Below are 22,149 nucleotides of genomic sequence, written 5' to 3'. Positions count from 1 at the left end.
CCCGGGTCAACGCACTCTAGAACCGGAAGAGCCGGTTTGCTTCGATTTCGACGGAGTGTCGTCGATAAATAACTATTCGATGCGCAAAGTACAACGAAATACCGCTAGAAACAGACAACATATGGGGGTGCACAGAAACACATATAGGTTCTGCGGAAAACCTATAGGGTGCGTCGCTAAAAACCGCTGTGCGCGAAAAACATAAAGGGTTTACGGACCCGGTCCCAGACCCCTCAATACTCTGAGCCGGAAGAATGGAAAGTGGAAGGTTGATGTATCCCCACTATTTATTTTTTCCGTTTTTCGGAGTACATCGGGAGCTACAACTGCGGACCAGCTCTGTGTGAACTAGATGAGAAGGCGCAGCAGCGAATCATCGACGCTGGACAGTTGGTGCTGCGGGCACGCGAGCGGCACCCCCAGCGGTCACTCGCGGAGCACTACAACCCGTTATCGATGGACCCAATTCTGCTCAAGGCTCACAACAACTTGGACCGGGAAGTCGATAAGGCTTTCGATGTGGCACGCAAACTCACCAACGAGCGCCAGCGCCAGGAGCTACTGTTCGCCAGCTACGGGGAGTTGGCGAGGGGCTATGTCTCCTCGCTTTCATCAAAATCGAAACCACCAGCAGGGTCGTTCCCCGTGCGGGTGATTTTGATCGGTCCCGCTGCTGGGTGTAGAACCCTGTCGCTGGCAACGCCGGGAACTATGACTGTGCCCGACGAGAACACGTCACTGCCATAACGCGGCTCACGGTAGACGAACATGGGTCGTTCACTACTACTGGTGGATTTCGGTTTTGGTGGTGGGGGGATTACCGCCGCCGGCCTCGATTTTTCCGTTGAGGAGGGCGTTGACTACTTCCCGATTGTGAAATGGGCCGATGGCGCGGTGAAGAGGAACCAGTCACCTGGAAGAGATCGATCCAGTCGCTGGTGTGCAATCTGGGAGGTAGGGTTGCGGGGTCGATTCCTCGCGAGCGCAACCATGATTGTGTCTCTGAACGTGATGAAAACAACCCTGCCCTTCGGAGAATTTCCCCTATCCCGCGTCCCCGGGCGGTGAAAACGGTGTGCACCATCGCCTGAAAGGCTTTGCGTTGCTCTATCGGGATCTTCGGGTCACCCACCCGGCGGATCACTAAGATCCCCCCGTCAACGTTTGGCTGTGGCCGGAAAGCAGACCTTGGTACTCGGGAACCAAGGTGAAACGTGAACCATGGGGACCACTGAGCTGTCATCATCGTGCTTGCACCTACCCCGGCCCGGCGGCGAGCGACTTCCCACTGCATGAGGAGTACAGCGGCAGTCCATGCCGGCGCATGCAACAACTTTCGAAGAATGGCAGTGGTGAGGTGAAAGGGAATGTTTCCCACAATGACGCAGGGAGTGGCGGGTAACGGGAAGTTGAGGAAATCATCATGGACCACTTCGACCGACGCCGAGGCGGTCTTTTTTGTGAGTTTGGCAGCTAGTTTTGCGTCTACCTCAACTGCCGTTATTGCCCTCCCCAAGTGGGATATCGGGTGAGTGAGGGCACCGCTTCCTGGCCCGATCTCAATGATGGGGCCGGAGGTTTGTTTTACAAGATCGACGATGGAGTTGATGATCTTGTGGTCTGTGAGAAAATTTTGGCCATGTTCGTGACGGCCGTATCCGTATGTAGACATCAGGTGTGCTCCGTGGAGTTGAAACGGAGCCGGGCATGGCAAATGGCCGCCCGGCTAAAGGACCGGAGCGGTTTCTAACCTGCGGGAGGGAGAAAACCGCCTTAGCGGCTGGTGAGCGGCCGCATGAAAACGGAACCTGAAATCAACATGGGCCTATCGTATCCAATTAATTTCGCAGGGTCCAATACGGTGAGAAAGAAGACAACCGCACCGCAACAGTGCAAGACCTCTCTGGATTGGAATTTAATTGAACATGGGTTTGGGGTACGACGCGCCCTACTCGGAGTGGCACGGACACTACGGCTGCGCGCCCACACACAACAGTAAAGAGCTCGGCAATGCACAGACACGTAACGAGAGCGCCACAAATGTATGTACGTTTAAGTTACAGCATCGACACTGACGCTCCACATGGAGGGACGGCCGCAGCCCTGCAGCAAGCACACGGCAGGGTGTCTGCTTCGGGCGACGTGAAATTACGCAGAAAAATACGAAACACATCACCGCAGGTCACGGTAGGTATTTGCGGGTCATTTCGTAATCTCGTAAACGAAAAGAACAAAACTACGAAACACAAAAACATACGTTGAGCAGCGTAAATGGTTTTCGTTTCGTAATTTTTCCACTTTTGAAGAAAATCTAAATAAGAAGAGACACCTTGATTGCGATTGTGTCCCGTGTCACATAGCTGCAACCCCTGCAGCGTGCCCTCAACGAGGACGCTCTGTGTCGTAGACATGTGCCTGCAATGCGTGTCTGTGTCTCTCTCTTAAAAGGTTTGGGTCGAAATACCGCAAAATTACGAAACACCGCCGAAATGTGACGTGTCTATGCAGGTCACAGCGTTATCGCGTGTTTCGTAGTTTTGTTCTTTTCGTTTGCGGAAATCACGAAACCGCAGGTAGAGCGTTTCGTAATTTTTTCGTATTTTGATCGGCAAATTACGAAACGAGGTCAAAACTACGAAACGAACACACAACACCTGTGTTGCGTGTCACACAACGGCGCGCCACGGACGTGTTGCAGCGTGGCAGTATCCCGGCCGTGTCACATAGCTGCAACCCCTGCAGCGTGCCCTCAACGAGGACGCTCTGTGTCGTAGACATGTGCCTGCAATGCGTGTCTGTGTCTCTCTCTTAAAAGGTTTGGGTCGAAATACCGCAGACAGCACATTCCTCCTGCTGGCCTATGTCTCGGCCATGATTGTCAACATCTTCGTGCCTTCCGCAGGTGGCCAATGGCAGGTGCAGGGCCCCGTGATGATCGAAGCTGTTCAGAATATGAACATCAGTCCAGCCACCGTGGTCAACGCGGTTTCCGTCGGTGATATGACCACCAACCTCCTGCAGCCGTTCTTTGTTCTGCCGACATTGGGATTGTCGAAGCTTGGACTCAAGGATATTTGGGGATATTGCATGACTGCCATGCTCGTACTCATGCTGATCTCGGGAACGATCTTCCTTCTGGTTCCCGTTCTTGGGTGGTAACCACTGCTGAGGAATTCAATCTCTCGTCAGCTCTGAATCACCTAAGGTATGCTCGGCTGCCGTTTCAAAATGTAGATTGGGGTAGCGAAGCTCGAAATTTCCCGCCTGTCCCCGCCGACACCGCACGGAAGGAATCCCGTGGCACCAGCCGAGCACACCGACCCCGCTGATCCTCAGCAGCCGAACCGCAAGCCCACCCCCGAAGAATGGGCTCAGGCTTTCCGCACCTCCCAGGGACGGCCGCCGACGGTTGAGGAGTACCGCGCAGCTCTTGACCGCGGCGAGATCCACAATGATCAGCACCAGTCCTTCGACCAGTTCGGCGAGCAGCTCAGCTCCGGCTTCCGCAACTTCACTGCCAGCGCGAAGGACGCCTACACCACCCATGTTGCGCCGACGGTTGAACGCTCCAGCGCAGAAGCACAGGACTTCCTCAACAAGCACGGCGCACAGGGCAGCGGCAAGATCGGCACCTTTGCATGCTGGGCATCCTTTGGCCTGCCAGCCGCAGCGCTCCTGGCAATCATCAGCCTTTTTCTGCCGTTCGCCATGGTCGACATACTGGGCGACCACGGCACCCTGAACTTCTTTTCGTTCTCGGTCATGGTGAGCGGTCGAACCTTCGCGGGCATCCTCGTCATGCTGCTGTGCCTGGGCGCAATCGGCACTGCAATCGCTGCGATCATCACGAAGAAGCCCATCCTCAAACTGATTGCCGGCGGTGCGGGTGCGCTGGCGGGCCTGCTGGGCATCTTCACTGTCCTGGCCCGCCTGCCCTATGTCTTCTCCGGCATGTTCCCGCACGTGGGTCTTGGTCTCCTGGCCGTGATGTCCTTGGTCTTGATCGCCGGAGGCGGTCTGCTTGCGGTTGAGTTCTTCACCCAGCGCGGCACCAAGCCGCCTGCTGCTGGGCAGCAGCCTACGGGCCCCGCTGACGAGGCGCCGCCACAGTCACCCCACTCCCCCGCCTAAGTGCCGGGCGGGCTGGCTGCCCCGGCGGGTTTCTCCCAGATCAGCTGCCGGGATAACCCTCCGTAGGGCCCTGCCAAGCTGGCTGCCAACCGAGTTCAGGCGCAACGTGTGTGGCGAAAGCTTCCAAAATGTGTAGGTTGTAATCAACACCGAGCTGGCTGGGAATGGTGAGCATGACGCTGTTAGCGTCCATGAGCGCGGTGTCCTGATTGAGCTGTTCGACCAGCTGGTCTGGCTCCGCCGCGTAGGTCTTGCCGAACGTAGAGCGAAAACCGTCAATGACGCCGATCTGGTCGTTCGCACCCTGGCCGCGAGCGCCAAAATACATGGCATCGAGTTCGTTGACGATCGGGAAAATGCTGCGTGAAACGGACACGCGCGGCGTCCAATCATGGCCGGCCTCTTTCCATGCATCGCGAAACAGTGCGATCTGCTCCGACTGCAGCTGTGCGAAAGAATCACCCGTGGCCTCGGTCAGGAGGGTCGAGGACATGAGGTTGACGCCCTGCTGCGCGGCCCACACTGCTGTTTCGCGGCTGCCGGCACCCCACCAGATGCGTCGGTCAAGCCCTGGTGAGTGCGGTTCAATGCGCAGACGCCCGTGTTCATCAGCCGGTGAGGGCGGGAAGCCGGATTGCTGCCTGGCAGGTTCGACCATGCCTTCACCGCGGATCGCCGCCATGAAATGTGGGAACTTTTCGCGCGCGATATCGGCTCCGCGCGGGTCGGTGGAGCCCGTGTAGCCAAAGGCCTCCCAGCCGCGCTCAGCCGGTTCTGGTGAGCCGCGCGAGATTCCCAGCGCCACCCGTCCATCGGACAAGAGGTCGAGCGCGGCGGCTTCCTCCGCCAGGTACAACGGGTTTTCGTAGCGCATGTCGGGCTTGTGGCGTTGGCGCGAACGGCTCTGCCGTTTACAGGTACCGGCAGACCTGGTCCGCGCTGCACGAGTCGGGGTCGGGCTGCGCGGCGTCGCGTCTGAGCTCGGTGATGGTGTCGCGCAGCGCGGCGAGCTGGGCGATCTGCTGCTCGATCTCGGCGAGGCGTGCGTCGAGGAGGTCGCGCACGTGCTCGCAGGGAGCAGCGCCGCCGTCGCGGATTTCGAGGATCTGGCGGATCTGGGCGAGGGTGAGGCCCGCGGCCTGGCCGCGGTGGACGAAGTCGATCCGGGCGGCCGTCTCGGGCGCGTAGTCGCGGTATCCGGACGGCGTGCGCTCGGCCGGCGGCAGCAGGCCCTGCTCCTCGTAGAACCGCAGCGTCTTCGCCGTCGTTCCCGCCCGCTCGGCGAGTTCCCCGATGCGCATCGCAGGCCCCCTCTTTTTTCGGCAGAAGTCCTCTTGACCTTCCCCTGCACTGGAAGGTCCAGTATGGCTGAGACAGACCGGAAGACCAAGTGTTGACAGGAGCTGCGATGCCTACCAAGTACGACCTCGCCATCATCGGATCCGGAGGCGGAGCATTCGCCGCCGCCATCCGTGCGACCACGCTCGGCAAGTCGGTGGTGATGATGGAGCGCGGGACGCTCGGCGGCACCTGCGTGAACACCGGCTGCGTGCCGTCGAAGGCCCTCATCGCCGCTGCCGACACCCGTCACGTCGCCGCCGACGCTTCAGGCCGGTTCCCGGGGATCGCGGCGACGGCTGAGACAGTGGACATGCCTGCGCTGATCGCCGGGAAGCAGGCGCTGGTCGAGTCGCTGCGCGGCGAGAAGTACGCCGACGTCGCCGACTCCTACGGCTGGCAGGTCCGCCGCGGCGATGCATCGTTCGCCGGCGGCCCAGACGCCCCGGTACTGGAGATCATCGCCGGCGACGGGACGGTCGAGACCATCGAGGCCGACCACTTCCTGGTCGCGACTGGTTCTCGCCCGTGGGCTCCGCCGATCGACGGCCTGGAGGAGACCGGGTACCTGACCTCGACCACGGCAATGGAACTCGCTGAGGTTCCTGAGTCGTTGCTGGTGCTCGGCGGCGGCTACGTCGCCCTGGAGCAGGCGCAGCTGTTCGCTCGCCTCGGCTCGCAGGTCACGCTGCTGGTGCGGTCCCGGCTCGCCTCGAAGGAGGAGCCGGAGGTGTCCAAGGCGCTTCAGGAGGCGTTCGCCGACGAAGGCATCCGCGTCGTCCGCCGCGTGGTGCCCACCCGGGTCTCCCGCGGCACGGGAGGCGAGGCCGTCGTGACCGCCGACGTGTCCGGCGACTCGCAGGAGTTCCGCGCCGAGCAGGTGCTCGTCGCCCTCGGACGCCGTCCCGTCACCGATGGCCTGAACCTCGATGCGGTCGGGGTGAAGACCGGGGACTCCGGCGAGGTGGTCGTCTCCGACCGGCTGCGGTCCTCGAACCCGCGGATCTGGGCCGCAGGCGACGTGACCGGGCACCCCCAGTTCGTCTACGTCGCCGCCCACCACGGCACCCTCGTCGCCGAGAACGCGTTCGCCGACGCCGATCGTGCCGTCGACTATTCCCGCCTGCCGCGGGTGACGTTCACCGGGCCCGCGATCGGAGCGGTCGGGATGACCGAGAAGGAAGTGCTTGCTGCGGGGATCCGCTGCGATTGCCGCGTCTTGCCGCTGCACCACGTGCCCCGCGCGCTGGTCAACCGCGACACCCGCGGGTTCATCAAGATCGTCGTGAACGCCGACACGAACGAGATCCTCGGCCTGACCGCCGTCGCCAAGGACGCCGGAGAGCTCGCCGCCGCCGGTGTCCACGTGCTCGGCAAGACCGTCGCCGAGATCGCCGACGCCTGGGCTCCCTACCTGACGATGGCCGAGGGCATCCGGATCGCCGCGAAGGCCTTCGCCACCGACCCGTCGCTGCTGTCGTGCTGCGCATGACCGGCAGCGCAGGCAATCGGGGAGATCTCATCCTGAAGAGGTGCAGACGACGAGCGCCGATCAGGACCGCGACGAACGGCGCGCCGGTCCCGTCGTCGCTGCAGGGACCGGACTGCTCTTGCTGGCATGCTGCGCGCTTCCGTTGCTGCTCTGTTGCGGCCTGCCGCTCATCGCGGCGGGCGGAGCACTCGCGGGCGTCGGTGGGCTCCTCGGTAACCCCTGGATCATCGGTGCCGGGATCGCCGTCGTGATGGCCGTCACGGCGGGGATGCTCGTCAGGTTAGGGCGGCGGCACCGAGGCCGCAGGACCGGCTGCTGCGAAAATCCTTCGACCGCTGATCGGAACCGGTAGCTCGAGCGGATCCAGCCATCATCGCCACCTCGGCCACTTCGGCACCCCGCGACCCTTCCACGTCTCCACGAGACCGGCGGCCGAGCGGACGGACGCGAAGAGCCCGTAGCCGGCCCCGGCGAGACCCACGGAGACCACGAGCCAGCGCCCGATGCCGAGCCAGATGCGCCCGTCCACGGCGAGCGCCCACTGAGCGCCCGTGATGAGACCGGCGATGCCCATCCAGAGCCCGGCGACGACCACGACCACCGGCAGCAGGGCGAGGCACATCGCAGCGGCGGCCGACCAGAGCTGACGCGCTTCGAGCTTCGCCGTCGCCGCCATCATCCGCTCGGCGCGCTCGTTCGAGGCGTCGAGGTTCGCGGTCATCGTGGCCGAGGCCTCCCCGGCGACCTGCTCGACGGCCTTCTCGACCCGCTCCTCAGTACGCTTCTCGATCCGCTGCACCGCGCCGCCGACCTGGCTCACAAGCTTCTGGTTCGTTGTGGCCTGCACCTTCAGACCCTCAATCGCCGAGGCCGTAGCCGCGCGATTCTTCTGCGCCTCCGCGACCAAGGTTCGCGACGCGGCAGAGAAGGCGTTCTTCGATCTCGCTGAGTACCTGCCGCATGAGTCGCGGGGGAAGAACGCCATCCCGGGCATCCACCAGTCGGATCGGCATTACCTCGTGGACAAGACGCAGGAGGGCATGCCTGGCAAATATCAGTACGGCCGTGGGCGGATCGTCGCGAACTTCGATTTCGGGCGGGAACTGGACGCGCACATGGCGATGCGCCGCAACGCCGCGGAGGGTGGCGGGGGTGCGAAGCTCAGCAAGCTCTTCCAGGCCGTGGGCAAGGGCTCGCTGACGTTGAAGCAGGTTCGCGATCAGGAGCCCGCGATCTACTTCGCGAAGGGAAACCTGGCGCATTTCCAGAAGTTGCGGGGCGACTTCCTCGCGTATCAAGACGCGCCTGAGTCGGTCATGAACTTCTACGTGTTCGGCGAAGGCGGCACGGGCAAGGATCTGCTTGCGAAGGCGCTCGCTCGCGCTCTGGCCCCGGACGCGGATAAGCCGTACTTCAAGGTGGGCGGCGAGAACGTCTCTTGGGAGGGGTACGACGGCGAGCCGGTCGTGATCTGGGAGGACATGCGGGTTGGCGACATGATCTGCACGGCAAAGAGCCGCGGAATGCTCTTCCGCATCCTCGGCCCGTGGCGTGAGCCGGACGAGAAGCCGATCGTGAACATCAAGGGGTCGAAGACCCAGCTGCTCAACCGGGTGAACATCGTGACGGGTCCGGAGGGCTACGAGGAGTTCCTCCGGGGCCTGGCTGGCGAGTACGAGTCGATGCAGGGAGGCGTGCGGGTCAAGCACCAGGCGGAGAACCTCGGGCAGGGGTTCCGTCGCTTCCCGGTGATCATTCCGGTCGCCGAGCGGGAGTTCTCGATCTTTGTGAATTCCGGCGTGCTCAACGGCACCCGCGAGTACCGGAGCTACGAACGGTACGAGCACATGCGCCAGGACCTCGAACTGCTGGCGCGCAGATGCAAGGCGATCAGGGACACCGCGGAGCGGGAGCGCGTGCGCTGTGAGATCGAGGCGCGCACGGTCGCGCCGATCGTCAAGCAGCACGATCGGATCGCCCGCCCCGAGCTGGACGCGATCGACGGGCACGATCTGTTCGCGGAGTTCGCCGGGGTCGGCCAGCCGATCCAGCCGAGCGCTGAGGAAATCGCCGTGGCGGAGGAGGCGGCGAAGCGTGACCGCGAGATCGTCGAGGAACAGCAGCGCAAGCGTCTCGCCGAGCTGGAGGAGCACAACCGTGAGTTGAAGCTGTGCACCTGTTCGACGCCGCAGTCGGGCACCTATGCGCGTCATGGCGACGACTGTCCCGCGCTCTCCGAGGAGGAGCGCAAGCGTCGTGCCGACGCCAAGCGGAAGGCCCTCGAAGCGAAGGTCGAGCGCCTCCGCGCGAACGGTGGGCTGCTGGTCGCGGGAGGTGTGCGATGAGCACCAAACGCGATGCGCTCTTCCAGGGGGTCGAGGGGGCCGGAGGCCCCTCGCAAGCAGCCGGGGAGGACATGAGCGTCAGCGAAATGTCCGACGCGGCTACTGCTTGCCACTCTGGCGTACAGGTGGAGCAGCAGGCCGACTCCCAGGTGAACATCGGTCGGTTTGCTGTGGAAGCTGTGCGGCAGAGTCACGGTGGCGCGAAGCGTCGTCGTGGGGGCCGCGCGAAGCTCGATACCGACTTCGGCGAGGAGACGCTCGCGGCGTTGCGCACTCGTGCGAAGCGGCTCGGGCTGGCTCCGAGCGCGTGGGTGCGGGCCGTGGTGCGCGACGCGCTCCACGCCTCTCGGAGCGAGGAGCTGGACGCTGCCGTGGCCGCGCACCTGCTCTGGGGCGAGGCGCGCGTGCAGGCGTCGGCGGACGCTCGCGAGCTTGCCGCGCAGGTGCGCCCGCTGGCGATCAACGTGAACGATCTGGACCGCCGCGCGCGGGCCGGTGAGTCGGTGGCGCTGTCGGCGGAGGTGCCCGAGCTGATCGAGCTGCTGCGCGAGGTTCGCGCCCTGCTCGGGGATCGGACGGCCTCATGAGCACGACGCACTACAGCCCGAGCGCCAGTGCCGCCGACACGGAGCGCTATATCCGTGGCAAGGAGGACGCGCGGGGCGTAGCGATCACGTGCGATGTGCCGGGAGGCCTCGGCGCGTTCTCGGCGCGCGCTCGGGCGCTGACGCAGAACACGACGCGCGAGGTCGAGGCGCTGCATTACCGCCAGTCGTTCAGCGACGAAGAGTTCGATCCGAAGAATCCGGAGGACGTGCAGAGGGTGAACGATCTGGGCTACCAGCTCGCGAAGAAGATGCACCCGGATTCGGACTGCCTCGTCGTCAGTCATGTGGATGGGCGGGGAAAGAAGCCGCACAACCATATTTTGGTTCTCAATCACAACAACCGCACGGGAAAGGCGCTCTCGGACTATCGCACGTTCCACGACCGCAAGGCCGGGAACCAGAAGGGCGTGCAGTCGGCAAACGACGAGCTGATGCGCGATCACGGGCTCTCGGTCGTGAAGCGGCTGGAGCACGCGCCGAAGGACTGGGAGCTGCGCCGAGAGGACTTCGCCGAGGGATCGCTCGACCGCGAGATGGGTGACCGGATGAGCGCGGCGCTGGCCGACCCCCGCGCGGTGGACAAGGCCGGTCTCGAAGCGGTGATCGAGGAGCAGAACCAGCAGCTCGGCGATGACGGGGAGCGGGTGCCGCGGATGCGGCTGCACAGCCCCGTCAGCAAGAAGGGCAGGCGCGCCGGGCAGGAGACCTGGACGCTCTACATCGAGGACCGCCGCGGCGAGTCCGGGCGCGCCGAGCGCCGCAAGCGCGCGAGTGCACTCTCGGCGGACTTCACCCCGGAGGGCGCGCAGGCGTTCTTCGACTACCACCAGCAGCAGAAGGAGCAGGACTATGAGCGCAGCACTCGACAGGCTGAAGCAGCAGAACGGGCCCGTACAGTCGCAGCAGCAGCTCGGCAGTCCGGAGATGATGGAGTTGTTGACCTCGATCCTCGCCGCCGTCGAGGCGCAGAATGCGAGGATCGCCACGCTGACCGAGCAGCAGAAGAAGCTCGCGGGGTTCGTGAAGGTCATGGACGAGGAGACGACGAGGCGGCTGGAGCGGATCACGGCCCCGGCGTCGACCTCCTCGCCCTCCAGCGACGTGTCCGCGAGGATCGCGAGCATCGAGAGCAGGCAGAACGAGATCGCGAGCACGCTCGGCGAGTTCGCGCAGAGTCTCAACGGCGAGAGCTTGAACGCCGCGTCGCGGAGCTTGGTCGCGGAGGCGCAGAAGAATCGCGCGGCTACGGCCTCGGCGATTGAGGGGCTGAAGACGCAGGCCGCAGCGAACCAGAAGCTCGTGAGCCAGGTCGGCGGAGCCGTGCAGCGGATCGAGAAGCGCACCGAGGAGCGGGTCGAGAAGGCCGTCGAGCAGGTCGCCGGGGAGGCCTCCGCCACGATGACCGCGAACCTCGACGCGTCGAACGAGCGTGCCGAGCGGATCCTGGCGGCGACGGCGAAGCTAGAGGCTCGTCAGCTCTGGTCGGCTGCCGCCGCGATGTGCCTCGCTTTCCTGCCAGTGGTCGTGGTCGTCGCTGGGCTCTGGATGGCGATCGCCGGGCTCATCACAGGCGCTCAGTGGGCGCTCGACGTGGACGGGAGCCTGTGGCTCGGCATCGGGCGCTGGCTCGTGGTCACCGTGGGCTTCGCCGGGGCCGGCTACGGGCTCTTCGCATCCGTCCGCTGGGTTGCCGGCCTGGAAGGGCCGCGGGTTGCCGAAGTGGCCTCGCTGGCACAGATAGCGCATCGTGTGTCTGCTTCGACTCAGTCCGAGGAGTGCGCGGCGAGCAGGCCGATGAACTCGTCAGCGGCGTCAAGCTGCTTGGCAAGCTTCGCGCGGCGTTCATCCGCGTCGGTGCGGAAATCGTTCAGCGCCCGCCGGGCGCTCTCGGCGGCAGCACCGACGCCATCCGCGCCGTCGAGCGCCCGGAGCAGGTCGCCCATCTGATCGAGCGAGTATCCCAGTGGCTTCATGCGCCGGATCAGCAGGAGTCTGCCGAGATCGCCCTCAGTGTAGAGCCGGAACCCGCCCTCGGAGCGTCCGGAGGGCGTCAAGAGTCCGATCTCGTCGTAGTGGCGGATCGTGCGCTGCGACAGAGCTGTCCGCTCAGCCAGCTCTCCGATGTGCATCATTCCCGCTTCGGGCACGGAGGCCTCCTCATCTCATCGTCTCAGTTCGACACAACTCTCACGTTACGTTAGTGTTGACTCTCGTGTCCACATGAGCTGGACATGCCTCCGCCGTGGCGATCTATCACCAGGCGAAGCCGCGCGTTGTCGCGCACCACCAGACATTCTCCGCTCTCGGCCTGAGAGCGCCGCCCTGAACAGATGGAGGTACCGCATGGCCGTGCCCACTGCGACCAAAGAAGACAAGGGTCGGTACCGGCCCGAACCGTCGGTGCTCACCGCACTGAAGACCCCGCGCATTCTCACCCGCGAAGTTCTCGCAGGCCTGGTCGTGGCGCTGGCGCTCATTCCTGAGGCGATCTCGTTCTCGATCATCGCGGGCGTCGATCCACGTGTGGGCTTGTTCTCCTCATTCGTGATGGCAGTGTCCATCGCGTTCCTCGGTGGCAGACCCGCCATGATCACCGCGGCGACGGGCGCTATCGCTCTCGTTATCGCCCCCGTCGCCCGCGACTACGGCTTGGACTACTTCATCGCGACGGTGCTTCTGGCTGGGGTCTTCCAGATCCTCCTCGCCGTCTTCGGAGTCGCCAGGCTCATGCGATTCATCCCGCGCAGCGTCATGGTCGGCTTTGTCAACGCGCTGGCGATCCTCATCTTCATGGCACAGGTGCCCGAACTCATCGGCGTGCCCTGGATGGTCTACCCCCTCGTCGCGGTCGGGCTGCTGATCATGGTCTTCATGCCGAAGATCACCAAGGTCATACCGGCCCCACTGGTCTCGATCGCTCTGGTGACCGCCGCCGTGGTCGTCTTCGCGATCAACGTACCCGCAGTCGGCGACAAGGGTGAGCTGCCGCGCAGCCTTCCCGAGCTGTTCATACCGAATGTGCCGCTGACATGGGAGACTTTCACGATCATCGCGCCGTTTGCCCTCGCGATGGCGCTGGTAGGCCTGATGGAATCGATCATGACGGCGAAGCTCGTGGACGATGTGACCGACACCCACTCAAACAAGACCCGGGAGAGCTGGGGGCAGGGCGTCGCGAACCTGCTCTCCGGCCTGTTCGGCGGCATGGGCGGCTGCGCGATGATCGGGCAGACCATGATCAACGTGAAGGTGTCCGGGGCCCGCACCCGCATCTCGACGTTCCTCGCAGGTGTGTTCCTCTTGGTCCTCATCGTCGTCCTCGGCGACATCGTTGCGATCATCCCCATGGCGGCGCTGGTCGCGGTGATGATCATGGTCTCCGTAGGTACCTTCGACTGGCACTCCATCAAGCCCTCCACCCTGCGCCGGATGCCTAAGAGCGAGACGACCGTCATGGTCATCACCGTCGCCGTCGTCGTCGCCACCCACAACCTCGCCGTCGGTGTCGTCGTCGGCGTGTTCGTCGCCTCTGTGATGTTCGTGCGCCGCGTCGCCCACCTCATCGACGTAAAGCGTGAGATCACTGAACATGATGGCGCTCGGATCGCGCATTACACAGTCGAGGGTCAGCTCCTGTTCGCCTCCAGCAACGACCTCACCACCATGTTCGAGTACGCCGACGACCCTGACCGAGTCATCATCGACCTCACGAGATCCCACATCTGGGATGCCTCCACCGTCGCGGCGCTCGACGCAATCGAGACCAAATACGAACAGCACGGCAAGGCGGTCGAGTTCGTCGGGATGAACGAGTTCACGACTGCGTTCCACGCCCGACTCACGGGAGGACTCGGCAACGGTCACTGACAGGGGCTCGGGTGGGCCAGTCGGTCACGTTGGGGGCAACCGCGGCGCAGCCGCGGGCGGCAGCCGCTATCCAACGTCACAACCATGAGATGCGCTAACGCAGGTCGATGACACCGGTGCCGACTTCGATGTTGCGCGTCTTGGCCGCAATCGTCGCCAGCAGCGGCATGGGCGAACCCGACTGCGGCGCAAAGTGGTGAACACGGAAATAGGCGCCGTTGACACCAAGTTCGTCGGCACCCTGCGCGATATCAACCGCGTCAGTGAGCATCTGTTTGGCATCAAGGTCACTGCCCGGCACGTAATGCCCGAAGCTGAGGAATCCAAAAGACTTCATGCCAGCCAAACAAAGTTGAACCTTTGACTATTCCCCTTGGATTGAATCTGATCCGAAAACAGCTGCCCCTGGTTATGTCAGTGCCTCAGTGCACACTGGGGGCATGACTACAGCAGCCCTCGTCACCGCCGCCGTTGCAGCGATCGTCTTCCTCGCGCTCGGTGCTGTTATCGGCTTCCTGTTCGGTTCAGCGCGCACCCGCTCGGAAATGTCCACCAGGCTTGCTCAAGCGGAAACAGCCCAGCAGCTTCTGACTGACCGTTCCGAAGCACTGGAGGCTGATGCGCGCCTAGCCGGCGAACTCACCGGCGCTGTCGGCCCTCTTGCAGCCGGAGTGCGCCGGCTGCAGGAAGACCTCACCGAAACAGAGCGCCAGCGCATTGAGCAGATGACCAGGCTGAGCGAACAGCTCACTCACTTAAGCCAGCAGAACCGGGACCTTCGCGAATCGACCGGACGGCTTGGACAGGCGCTCAACGCGACCTCGTCCCGCGGTGCGTGGGGTGAGGTTCAACTGCGCAGGATCGTCGAATACGCGGGAATGCTTCCACACGTCGACTTCGACACTCAGGTCCGCGTGACCACAGCACACTCCGCCCTCCGCCCCGACATGGTCATCAACCTGCCCCACGGCGGAACCATCGTCGTCGATGCAAAAGCACCGCTGTCAGCACGCCTGCGGGCAGAAGAGAACGGCAAGCCCGCCGCGGACGAACACGCGCGTGCCTTCCTGCGGCACGTCGACTCGCTGGCATCAAAGGAGTACTGGAAGCAGTTCGCCGCTTCCCCTGACTTCGTCGTCTGCTTTGTGCCCAGCGATTCCCTCCTGTCAGAGGCCGCGGCTGCTTACCCACAGCTCATCGAACAGGCGATGTTGCGCAATGTCGTCATTGCCTCCCCTTCGACCCTCCTCGTGCTGCTGAAGACCGCAGCCATGGGCTGGCGGCACGAAGCCATCAGCAGCTCCGCAGAAGAAGTCCTGCAGTTGGGCCGGGAACTCTACGACCGCGTGGGAACGCTTGCCGGTCACGCAGCCCGAGTCGGTACGGCACTGCAGCGAGCGGTCGGCGACTACAACACGTTCATTGGGTCCTTTGAAAGCAGGTTCCTGGTAACTGCACGGAAGTTCACCCACACAGGCCTGAGCACCGAACAGATCGATGCCCTGCCCGGTCTCGACGCCGCTGTGCGCAAACCCAGCGCAGACGAACTCAGCCGGCCAGATCACTGATCTGGCCGGCTGAGCGGCAGGCTGTGTGACGTTTAAGAAACGTCAGCGCAGGTCGTGTTCGCGGTCCGCGCCATCCTTCTTGTTTGACGTCTTGTGTCCGGCAGCCTTGAGGTCCTTGCGCAGTTCGCGCGGCAGCGAAAACATCAGGTCCTCGGTAGCGGTCTGCACTTCTTCGACATCCGTGTAGCCGTACTCGGCCAGAAGCTTCAGCACTCCCTGCACCAGAACCTCGGGAACAGAAGCACCGCTGGTCACACCGACGGTGGCGACATCGTGGAACCACTCTTCGTCGACTTCGCGCGCAAAGTCCACCCGGTGCGCGGCCTTCGCTCCGGCTTCCAGAGCAACTTCGACAAGACGCACCGAGTTCGACGAATTCGCCGAACCCACAACGATCACCAAATCTGCCTGCGGTGCGATCTTCTTCACCGCAACCTGACGGTTCTGGGTGGCGTAGCAGATGTCATCGCTCGGCGGATCCTGCAGCTGAGGGTAGCGCTCACGCAGAATATTGACCGTTTCCATGGTTTCGTCCACCGACAGGGTGGTCTGCGAAATCCAAATGAGCTTTTCGGGATCACCCAGATCGACCGTGCGAGCCTCATCCGGGTTCTGCACCAGCACAATGTGGTCAGGGGCTTCGCCCATCGTGCCCTCGACTTCTTCGTGACCATCGTGGCCCACAAGGACGATCAGGTAGCCCTCTTTGGCAAAGCGGATTGCCTCACGGTGTACTTTCGTCACCAGCGGGCAGGTGGCGTCAATCGTCTCGAGATTGCGCGCAGCGGCCTTGGCGTGCACCTCCGGAGACACACCGTGGGCAGAGAACACCACGCGTTCGCCTTCGGGAACATCATTGGCGGAATCGACGAAGATCGCGCCGCGCTCGGTGAGCGTCTCAACAACATGGCGGTTGTGGACGATCTCCTTCCGAACATAAACGGGCTCACCATAGTGCTCAAGGGCACGTTCAACGGCGATGACAGCACGATCAACGCCCGCACAGTAACCGCGGGGAGCCGCCAGCAGAACCTGCTTAGCGCTCTCGGGCTGTCGGATTTCACTCGGCTCTTTGCGCACACGAGGCATGGCCGGCATGGGAACGCTCACAGTACTCACGCCACCATTGTAGGAAGCGCCTATGAGAATTCTGTGTCAGCACCTGGCGTTAGACTTCCCGACAACCCCAAGCGACGGCAGCAGAAGCGGAGGAAGCGTGGCACAGCGGATCAGCGGAACCCCGGGAACACTGGGCGCGCACACCCCACGCCCCCTGCCCGCACTGGCCGGCGACACCACTGCGGACAACCCGTGGCCCCTGGCTCTTCTGTCGCGCAAGATGAAAGAGTACATCGACCGCATGTCGGTCGTGTGGGTCGAAGGCCAGGTCATCCAGTTCAACCGGCGCGGCCGGGTCAGCTACTTCACGCTGCGGGACCTCAACGAAGAAATGTCGCTGCCCGTGCAGGTGTTCAACGACGTCCTCGAAAGGCTCGAATCCCCCATCGAAGAAGGCTCGCACATCGTCGTGCAGCTCAAAGCAGACTTCTGGGGCAAAGCCGGACGCCTGTCCATGCGCGCTCGCGACATCCGCCCGGTCGGTCTTGGCGAACTCCTCGCCCGGCTGGAACGCCTGCGCCGTCAACTGGCGGCTGAAGGCCTTTTCGACCCCGCGGCCAAAAAGCCGCTGCCGTTCCTGCCCGGCAGAATCGGGCTCATCACCGGACGGAACTCCGATGCCGAAAAGGACGTCCTGCGCAACGCGACACTGCGCTGGCCGGCCGTGCAGTTCGAAGTTCGCAACACAGCGGTGCAGGGAACAACCGCGGTCGGCCAGATCATCAGCGCACTGCGCGAACTCGACAGCGACCCCACCATTGACGTCATCGTCATCGCCCGCGGCGGTGGCAGCATGGAAGACCTCCTGCCGTTTTCCAACGAAACGCTCATCCGCGCGGTCTCTGATGCCACCACCCCCGTGGTGTCAGCCATCGGGCACGAAGCCGACAACCCCATCCTCGACGAAGTCGCGGACCTGCGCGCGTCCACGCCGACCGACGCTGCCAAGAGAATCGTGCCGGACGTCCACGAAGAGAACATGAAGATCCTCCAGGCCCGCGCCCAGCTGGACGGAGCGCTGGAAAGGTTCATCGCCCGGGAACTCACAGCACTGGAATCCGTGCGCTCAAGGCCTGTCCTTGCTGAACCGCAGCAGATGATCACCTCACGCCAACGGGATGTCGAAAACTGGCGCGAACGCGCCTGGCAGCTGGGCAATGCAGCAGTGCAGTCCGGCTTGGCGGAAGTCCAGCATCTGCGCACCCAGGTTCGCTCGCTGTCACCGCTGAACACCCTGGCCCGCGGCTACGCCGTGGTGCAGAGCGCTGACGGAACCGCCGTGCGCTCTGCGGAAACACTTACACCCGGCGATCACCTGACCATCACAGTCGAACGCGGTGTCTTCACCGCCGACGTCACTGAAATCGCCAACACCGACGGCCCCGGACGCCCCACGGAAGGAACAGATTCACATGACTGAGAACACCATGCCCGAAAGCACCGCCGCACCGTCGGATGCGCAGAACATGAGCTACGAACAGGCGCGCGACGAACTCGTCACTGTCGTGCGCACACTCGAAGGCGGCAACCTGCCGCTGGAAGAATCACTGCGCCTGTGGCAGCGCGGAGAAGAACTCGCCGACAGGTGCCAAGCATGGCTCGACGGTGCCCGCGAAACCCTCAACGAGGCTCAGGCCAAGCGCGAAAACACCACGGAGTCCGCTGAATAAAGGCTGCAGCTTCAGCGGCGGTTTCCGACCGCTCAACGGCGTTCAGCAGCCACGCTGGAGCAGAGCCAGTGAAAGAAGCACTCAGCCGTTCAGCTGCTCGACGGCCTGCTTCGCGTATTCGTGGTAGCTCTCCCACCGGGCTGAGCCCTTGAGGACGACCGTTGTTCCGGCAATCTTGCCCACCAGCGCCTGCTGGGTGAGGTCCTTCGATTCGTATTCGGTGAACTTCACACCGTCGATGTCCGACTTTCCGCGTTCGACAGCGCCGTCGAGAACGGAGGCGAGCCAATCATCGTCGCCCTCAGACTGGCGAACAGAAACCCACTGGTCCTGGGGGCCGACCATCGACACGTACCACGTATCTGCCTCAGGGTGGCCCATCTTGGTGAAGTGGGCGTCATTGGCGTTCCAGTCCTCGAGAAGCTTCGGTGTGTAGAGATCGAAGCCGGCGTGATCCTCGGCAGCCTGGCCGATCGAGGCAACATCAACGCTGCGCGTAGGATCGCCCTTCGGCTGCGGAACGAGCATAAAAACGACGAACACCACGCCGAAGCAGATGAGCAGGGCGATGATCATATTGACCCAGTTCGACGTCAGGCGGATCTGGCGCATTTCTTCCCGCGAACCGGGAACGGGCTTCTTCTCAGACACGCCCCCTATTGTCTCGGAGCGCGAACGCAAACGCACACCCACCCACCCCTTGGCCCATCTGAGTTCGCTGTGTCACAGCCGGGTGGCACAATAAGGACTATGAGCACCAGCGAAACACCGGCAGAAAACCCGACTGTCAAAGGCCACCACAACGGCGGACGGGCTTCTGCCCCGCCTCAGGCCGTCACCGATGAATGGACGCAGCGTCTGCGCACGCAGGCCGGCGAACCCGACCGCAACCTCGCACTCGAACTCGTCCGCGTCACAGAAGCCGCCGCAATCGCGGCAGCCCCGTGGGTGGGACGTGGCGACAAACTGGCCGCCGACGGCGCCGCAGTTGCCGCCATGCGCAATGTCATTTCAACCGTCACCATGAACGGCACCGTCGTAATCGGCGAAGGCGAAAAAGACGAAGCCCCCATGCTGTACAACGGCGAAGCAGTCGGCAACGGCGACGGTGCTCTGTGCGATGTCGCAGTCGACCCCATCGACGGCACCACGCTGACCGCCAAGGGCATGCCCAACGCGATTTCCGTCATGGCGGTCTCTGAAGACGGCTCCATGTACGACCCTTCGGCTGTCTTCTACATGGAAAAGCTCGTCGTCGGCCCCGACGCCGCAGACTACGTTGACCTTCGCCTGCCGGTGGACGAAAACATCCGCCGCGTTGCAAAGGCCAAGGGCAACCCCGGCAACCCTTCCTCGGTCACCGTCGTCATCCTCGACCGTCCCCGCCACAAAGACCTCATCCAGCAGGTCCGCGACGCCGGCGCACGCGTCAAGCTCATCTCCGACGGCGACGTCGCGGGCTCCATCGCAGCCTGCCGCCCCGGCACTGGAATCGACATGCTCATGGGCATCGGCGGAACCCCCGAAGGGATCATCTCGGCCTGCGCAATCAAGGCCCTCGGCGGCGTCATCCAGGGTCGCCTGTGGCCACAGGACGACGCTGAACGCCAGGGTGCAATCGACGCGGGTCTCGACGTCGACGCCGTGCTCAGCACGGACGACCTCGTCACCGGCGACAACACGTACTTCGTCGCCACGGGCATCACCGGCGGCGACCTCCTGGGCGGTCTTCGCTACGAAGGCAAGCGCGTCGTCACCGAATCACTCGTCATGCGTTCAAAGTCCGGCACGGTCCGCACCGTCATGGCGGAACACCTTCTTGAGAAGACCCACTCCTACGAAGAAGCGGCAAAGGAAGCCGCTGCGCGAGGTCTGGTCTGATGCCGGCACGCAATCTTTCTCCGCAGCAGGCACTCGACCACCTGATGGAAGGCAACAAGCGCTTTGTTGCAGACACCCCGTCGCACCCCAACCAGAACTCCAAGCACCGCAGCACGCTGACCGACCACCAGCACCCCTACGCAACACTGTTCGGCTGTGCTGATTCGCGCGTTGCCGCGGAAATGATCTTCGACGTCGGTCTTGGCGAAATGTTCGTCGTCCGCACAGCCGGCCAGGTCACGGACGCGGTCACCATCGGCAGCCTCGAATACGGGGCATCCAACCTCGGCACGCCGCTGCTGATCGTGCTGGGCCACGACAGCTGCGGGGCTGTAACCGCCGCAGTCGAATCCCTCGAAACCGGCGAAACGCCCAATGGATTCGTCTACGACGTCGTCTCACGACTCCTGCCGACCGTCATCCACGCTCGTCGCGACGGCTTCAATGACATCGGCGGCGCTGTACACCAGAACACCGTCGACACGGTGCACCTGCTGTACGAACGCTCTCAAATCCTCAAAGAGCTGGTCGACTCCGGCCAGCTCATGATCGTCGGCATGACCTACAAGCTCAAAGACGGCCGCGCCAAGATCGTCGCCCAGATCGGCGGCGAAGCGGCCACGGAAAAGGAACTCACGGAGGCAGCACAGTGACAGAATTCCGCATCGAACACGACACCATGGGCGAAGTCAAAGTCCCCAAGGACGCCCTCTACGCCGCGCAGACCCAGCGCGCCGTCGAGAACTTCCCCATTTCGGGCAAGACCCTCGAAAACGCCCATATCGCAGCTCTCGGTCAGGTGAAGAAAGCCGCGGCGCGCGCCAACCAGGAACTTGGCGTTCTCGATGCCGAGCGCGCCGAAGCCATCGCCCAGGCAGCTGACGAAGTCATCGCCGGCAAGCACAACGGCGAGTACCCCATCGACGTGTTCCAGACCGGTTCGGGCACATCCTCGAACATGAACACGAACGAAGTCCTGGCCAACCTCGCCACCCAGATCCTCAAGGACAAGGGCATCGAGGTTCACCCCAACGACCACGTGAACGCGTCCCAGTCCTCCAACGACGTCTTCCCCACCTCGGTGCACGTTGCCGTCACCGGCGCACTGGTCAACGACCTCATTCCGGCTATGCGCACGCTCGCCGAATCGCTGGAAAAGAAGGCCGAAGCCTGGAAGGACGTCGTCAAGGCCGGCCGTACGCACCTGATGGACGCCACACCTGTGACGCTCGGCCAGGAATTCTCCGGCTACGCCGCACAGGTTCGCATCGGCATCGAGCGCATCGAAGCCTCGCTCCCCCGCGTGGCTGAAGTCCCGCAGGGCGGCACCGCCACCGGCACCGGCATCAACACGCCCGACGGCTTCTCCAAGCGCGTCATCGAACTGCTGGCCGAACAGACCGGCCTGCCCATTACGGAAGCGCGCAACCACTTCGAAGCACAGGCCAACCGCGACGGCCTCGTGGAGGTCTCCGGTCAGCTGCGCACCATTGCCTACAGCTACATGAAGATCAACAACGACCTGCGCTGGATGGGTTCGGGCCCCAACACGGGTCTGGGCGAAATCCACATCCCGGACCTCCAGCCCGGTTCGTCGATCATGCCCGGCAAGGTCAACCCGGTCATCTGCGAAGCCGCAATCATGGTTTCGGCTCAGGTCATCGGCAACGACACCACCATTTCGCTGTCCTCGACCAACGGCGCCTTCGAACTCAACGTGGGCATCCCGGTCATGGCTGCGAACCTGCTGGAATCCATCCGCCTGATGGCCAACACCTCGGTCGTCATGGCTGAAAAGATGATCGACGGCCTGACCGTCAACGAAGAGCGCGCCCGCTTCCTCGCCGAAGCATCGCCGTCGATCGTGACCCCGCTGAACAAGGTCATCGGCTACGAAGCAGCTGCAGCAATCGCCAAGCACGCTGTTGCAGAGAAGATGACGGTCAAGGAAGCCACCATCGACCTGGGCTACGTCGAAAACGGCACCATCACGGAAGAAGAGCTCGACAAGGCTCTCGACGTGATGACCATGGTCGGCAACTACAACCGCTGACGCAGCGCTGGGCAAACCAGTCTCGGCAAGCCCCTGACAGCAGAACGGGCGCCCGCCGGCTCCACACGGAGTCGGCG

At 63.3% G+C, this 22,149-nt stretch carries 23 protein-coding genes; 14 read left to right on the top strand and 9 right to left on the bottom strand.

What is annotated here, in order from left to right:
- Window positions 1–393: 393 nt before the first annotated feature.
- Window positions 394–747 (top strand): type IIL restriction-modification enzyme MmeI, encoded by a 354-nt coding sequence (locus HMPREF3172_RS10755; protein WP_016423158.1) that lies wholly within the window; start codon window positions 394–396, stop codon window positions 745–747.
- A 70-nt stretch (window positions 748–817) separates the two neighbouring features.
- Here HMPREF3172_RS10755 and erm read toward each other — a convergent pair whose 3' ends face one another.
- Window positions 818–1,672, bottom strand: a complete 855-nt coding sequence (gene erm / locus HMPREF3172_RS00150; protein ID WP_016456425.1) for a 23S ribosomal RNA methyltransferase Erm — start codon at window positions 1,670–1,672, stop codon at window positions 818–820.
- Window positions 1,673–2,817: 1,145 nt separating this feature from the next.
- Between erm and HMPREF3172_RS00145 the strand changes: the two genes are divergently transcribed.
- Together HMPREF3172_RS00145 and HMPREF3172_RS00140 are read left to right on the top strand one after the other, a co-directional pair.
- The gene (locus tag HMPREF3172_RS00145; protein WP_256173094.1) at window positions 2,818–3,159 is read left to right on the top strand and encodes a TIGR00366 family protein; all 342 of its coding nucleotides are present in this window, start codon (window positions 2,818–2,820) and stop codon (window positions 3,157–3,159) included.
- A 138-nt stretch (window positions 3,160–3,297) separates the two neighbouring features.
- On the top strand, window positions 3,298–4,131 hold the full coding sequence (locus HMPREF3172_RS00140) for a hypothetical protein (protein WP_070514618.1): 834 nt from the start codon (window positions 3,298–3,300) through the stop codon (window positions 4,129–4,131).
- Between the two features lie 40 nt (window positions 4,132–4,171).
- Here the strand turns inward: HMPREF3172_RS00140 and HMPREF3172_RS00135 are convergent, their stop codons facing one another.
- Together HMPREF3172_RS00135 and HMPREF3172_RS00130 are read right to left on the bottom strand one after the other, a co-directional pair.
- The gene (locus HMPREF3172_RS00135; RefSeq protein WP_070514616.1) at window positions 4,172–5,005 is read right to left on the bottom strand and encodes an LLM class flavin-dependent oxidoreductase; all 834 of its coding nucleotides are present in this window, start codon (window positions 5,003–5,005) and stop codon (window positions 4,172–4,174) included.
- A gap of 37 nt (window positions 5,006–5,042) precedes the next feature.
- Window positions 5,043–5,432, bottom strand: coding sequence for a heavy metal-responsive transcriptional regulator (locus tag HMPREF3172_RS00130; RefSeq protein ID WP_070514614.1), 390 nt, complete (start codon window positions 5,430–5,432; stop codon window positions 5,043–5,045).
- A 107-nt stretch (window positions 5,433–5,539) separates the two neighbouring features.
- On the opposite strand from HMPREF3172_RS00130, the gene merA reads away from it, so the two are divergent.
- Complete coding sequence (gene merA, locus HMPREF3172_RS00125) at window positions 5,540–6,961, top strand: mercury(II) reductase (RefSeq protein ID WP_070514612.1); 1,422 nt, start codon at window positions 5,540–5,542, stop codon at window positions 6,959–6,961.
- Between the two features lie 370 nt (window positions 6,962–7,331).
- Here merA and HMPREF3172_RS00115 read toward each other — a convergent pair whose 3' ends face one another.
- Window positions 7,332–7,868 carry a hypothetical protein gene (locus tag HMPREF3172_RS00115; RefSeq protein WP_176745932.1) on the bottom strand — a complete coding sequence of 179 codons (537 nt, stop codon included), beginning with the start codon at window positions 7,866–7,868 and terminating at the stop codon, window positions 7,332–7,334.
- Here HMPREF3172_RS00115 and HMPREF3172_RS00110 point away from each other — a divergent pair.
- The 3 genes from HMPREF3172_RS00110 to HMPREF3172_RS10215 are packed head-to-tail and all read left to right on the top strand — an operon-like array spanning window position 7,798 to window position 11,176.
- Window positions 7,798–9,306 (top strand): hypothetical protein, encoded by a 1,509-nt coding sequence (locus tag HMPREF3172_RS00110; RefSeq protein WP_256173093.1) that lies wholly within the window; start codon window positions 7,798–7,800, stop codon window positions 9,304–9,306. The two genes, HMPREF3172_RS00115 and HMPREF3172_RS00110, sit on opposite strands and share 71 nt — an antisense overlap.
- Window positions 9,303–9,893: a hypothetical protein gene (locus tag HMPREF3172_RS00105; protein ID WP_070514611.1), complete on the top strand. Its 591-nt coding sequence runs from the start codon at window positions 9,303–9,305 to the stop codon at window positions 9,891–9,893. The genes HMPREF3172_RS00110 and HMPREF3172_RS00105 overlap by 4 nt, the downstream gene beginning before the upstream one ends.
- Window positions 9,890–11,176 carry a relaxase/mobilization nuclease domain-containing protein gene (locus tag HMPREF3172_RS10215; RefSeq protein WP_070576604.1) on the top strand — a complete coding sequence of 429 codons (1,287 nt, stop codon included), beginning with the start codon at window positions 9,890–9,892 and terminating at the stop codon, window positions 11,174–11,176. The genes HMPREF3172_RS00105 and HMPREF3172_RS10215 overlap by 4 nt, the downstream gene beginning before the upstream one ends.
- Window positions 11,177–11,375: 199 nt before the next feature.
- Here the strand turns inward: HMPREF3172_RS10215 and HMPREF3172_RS10480 are convergent, their stop codons facing one another.
- Together HMPREF3172_RS10480 and HMPREF3172_RS00095 are read right to left on the bottom strand one after the other, a co-directional pair.
- The gene (locus tag HMPREF3172_RS10480; protein WP_070576606.1) at window positions 11,376–11,660 is read right to left on the bottom strand and encodes a hypothetical protein; all 285 of its coding nucleotides are present in this window, start codon (window positions 11,658–11,660) and stop codon (window positions 11,376–11,378) included.
- 17 nt (window positions 11,661–11,677) lie between these two features.
- The gene (locus tag HMPREF3172_RS00095) at window positions 11,678–12,061 is read right to left on the bottom strand and encodes a MerR family transcriptional regulator (protein ID WP_062019803.1); all 384 of its coding nucleotides are present in this window, start codon (window positions 12,059–12,061) and stop codon (window positions 11,678–11,680) included.
- Between the two features lie 196 nt (window positions 12,062–12,257).
- On the opposite strand from HMPREF3172_RS00095, the gene HMPREF3172_RS00090 reads away from it, so the two are divergent.
- On the top strand, window positions 12,258–13,781 hold the full coding sequence (locus HMPREF3172_RS00090; RefSeq protein ID WP_062019801.1) for a SulP family inorganic anion transporter: 1,524 nt from the start codon (window positions 12,258–12,260) through the stop codon (window positions 13,779–13,781).
- Window positions 13,782–13,875: 94 nt separating this feature from the next.
- Here HMPREF3172_RS00090 and HMPREF3172_RS00085 read toward each other — a convergent pair whose 3' ends face one another.
- Complete coding sequence (locus HMPREF3172_RS00085) at window positions 13,876–14,118, bottom strand: LLM class flavin-dependent oxidoreductase (RefSeq protein ID WP_082790969.1); 243 nt, start codon at window positions 14,116–14,118, stop codon at window positions 13,876–13,878.
- A 103-nt stretch (window positions 14,119–14,221) separates the two neighbouring features.
- On the opposite strand from HMPREF3172_RS00085, the gene HMPREF3172_RS00080 reads away from it, so the two are divergent.
- Window positions 14,222–15,349: a DNA recombination protein RmuC gene (locus HMPREF3172_RS00080; protein ID WP_070514608.1), complete on the top strand. Its 1,128-nt coding sequence runs from the start codon at window positions 14,222–14,224 to the stop codon at window positions 15,347–15,349.
- A gap of 42 nt (window positions 15,350–15,391) precedes the next feature.
- Here HMPREF3172_RS00080 and HMPREF3172_RS00075 read toward each other — a convergent pair whose 3' ends face one another.
- Entirely contained in the window at window positions 15,392–16,447 is a 1,056-nt protein-coding gene (locus HMPREF3172_RS00075; protein WP_062019795.1) for a 4-hydroxy-3-methylbut-2-enyl diphosphate reductase, read from the bottom strand.
- Window positions 16,448–16,565: 118 nt separating this feature from the next.
- On the opposite strand from HMPREF3172_RS00075, the gene xseA reads away from it, so the two are divergent.
- Complete coding sequence (gene xseA / locus HMPREF3172_RS00070; RefSeq protein ID WP_070514606.1) at window positions 16,566–17,888, top strand: exodeoxyribonuclease VII large subunit; 1,323 nt, start codon at window positions 16,566–16,568, stop codon at window positions 17,886–17,888.
- The gene (locus tag HMPREF3172_RS00065; RefSeq protein WP_061944103.1) at window positions 17,881–18,138 is read left to right on the top strand and encodes an exodeoxyribonuclease VII small subunit; all 258 of its coding nucleotides are present in this window, start codon (window positions 17,881–17,883) and stop codon (window positions 18,136–18,138) included. The genes xseA and HMPREF3172_RS00065 overlap by 8 nt, the downstream gene beginning before the upstream one ends.
- An 81-nt stretch (window positions 18,139–18,219) precedes the next feature.
- Here the strand turns inward: HMPREF3172_RS00065 and HMPREF3172_RS00060 are convergent, their stop codons facing one another.
- Window positions 18,220–18,789, bottom strand: coding sequence for a DUF4245 domain-containing protein (locus tag HMPREF3172_RS00060; RefSeq protein WP_070428038.1), 570 nt, complete (start codon window positions 18,787–18,789; stop codon window positions 18,220–18,222).
- A 99-nt stretch (window positions 18,790–18,888) separates the two neighbouring features.
- On the opposite strand from HMPREF3172_RS00060, the gene glpX reads away from it, so the two are divergent.
- From glpX to HMPREF3172_RS00045, 3 genes are read left to right on the top strand one after another with little or no spacing between them, the layout of a single operon-like run.
- On the top strand, window positions 18,889–20,019 hold the full coding sequence (gene glpX, locus HMPREF3172_RS00055) for a class II fructose-bisphosphatase (protein ID WP_083272006.1): 1,131 nt from the start codon (window positions 18,889–18,891) through the stop codon (window positions 20,017–20,019).
- Window positions 20,019–20,672 carry a carbonic anhydrase gene (locus HMPREF3172_RS00050; protein WP_019175597.1) on the top strand — a complete coding sequence of 218 codons (654 nt, stop codon included), beginning with the start codon at window positions 20,019–20,021 and terminating at the stop codon, window positions 20,670–20,672. The genes glpX and HMPREF3172_RS00050 overlap by 1 nt, the downstream gene beginning before the upstream one ends.
- Entirely contained in the window at window positions 20,669–22,072 is a 1,404-nt protein-coding gene (locus tag HMPREF3172_RS00045) for a class II fumarate hydratase (RefSeq protein WP_082784787.1), read from the top strand. Before HMPREF3172_RS00050 ends, HMPREF3172_RS00045 begins: the two co-directional genes overlap by 4 nt.
- The last annotated feature ends 77 nt before the right edge of the window (window positions 22,073–22,149 follow it).

Source organism: Brevibacterium sp. HMSC08F02 (assembly GCF_001807555.1).
GTDB classification, from domain to species: domain Bacteria; phylum Actinomycetota; class Actinomycetes; order Actinomycetales; family Brevibacteriaceae; genus Brevibacterium; species Brevibacterium ravenspurgense.
The sequence above is the reverse complement of the archived record's forward strand: the minus strand, read 5'-3'. Positions and strand labels throughout refer to the sequence as shown.